At 73.6% G+C, this 997-nt stretch carries 2 protein-coding genes; both read left to right on the forward strand.

The features are described from left to right. On the forward strand, positions 1-455 hold a 455-nt coding region (locus tag CCN44_RS40120; RefSeq protein WP_143650394.1), incomplete at its 5' end, for an SDR family oxidoreductase. Further along, positions 452-997: FGGY family carbohydrate kinase (locus CCN44_RS40125; protein ID WP_244204048.1), on the forward strand; the 546-nt coding region annotated here is incomplete at its 3' end. The genes CCN44_RS40120 and CCN44_RS40125, both read left to right, overlap by 4 nt.

Raw genomic sequence — 997 nt, forward strand, 5'->3', positions numbered from 1 at the left:
GCGGCTCCTTCCTCGTCTCGCGTGAGGCGGCCCGGGTGATGATCGCGCAGGGGCTGGGCGGCGACATCGTGTACATCGCGTCGAAGAACGCTGTCTTCGCCGGGCCGGACAACATCGCCTACTCCGCGACCAAGGCCGACCAGGCCCATCAAGTGCGGCTGCTGGCCGTCGAGTTGGGCGAGCACGGGATCCGGGTCAACGGCGTCAACCCGGACGGGGTGGTGCGCGGGTCCGGGATCTTCGCGGGCGGCTGGGGGGCGCAGCGGGCCGCGGTGTACGGGGTGCCGGAGGAGAAGCTGGGCGAGTTCTACGCGCAGCGCACGATCCTCAAGCGGGAGGTGCTGCCCGAGCACGTCGCGAACGCGGTGTTCGCGCTGACCGGCGGGGACCTCACCCACACCACCGGGCTGCACGTGCCCGTCGACGCGGGTGTGGCGGCCGCGTTCCTGCGATGAGCGCCGGGGTGAAGTCGTACGCCGCGGTCGACCTCGGTGCCTCCAGCGGGCGGGTGATCGTGGGCCGGGTGGGCCCGGACTCGGTGCAGCTGAGCGAGGCGCACCGGTTCCCCAACCGGCCGGTGCGGGTGCCGGAGGGGCTGCGCTGGGACGTGCTCGCGCTGTACGGCGGGGTCCTGGACGGGCTGCGGGCGGCGGGCCGGGTGGATTCCGTGGGCGTCGACGGCTGGGCCGTCGACTACGGCCTGCTGGACGCCGACNNGGCGGCGGAGCTGTACGCGGCCACCGGCATCCAGTACGCGCCGTTCAACACCCTCTACCAGCTCACCGCCGCCCGCTCGACCGCCCAGTTCGCCCGTGCGCGGCGGGCGCTGCTCGTCCCGGACCTGCTGACGTACTGGCTCACCGGCGAACAGGGCACCGAGCTGACCAACGCCTCCACCACCCAGCTGATCGATCCCCGGACCCGCGACTGGTCGTACGAGGTCGCCGGGCGGCTGGGCGTCGACCTCGGCCTGTTCGCGCCGCTGCGGCAGCCGGGC

The organism is Streptomyces tricolor (assembly GCF_002155905.1).
GTDB lineage: Bacteria > Actinomycetota > Actinomycetes > Streptomycetales > Streptomycetaceae > Streptomyces > Streptomyces tricolor.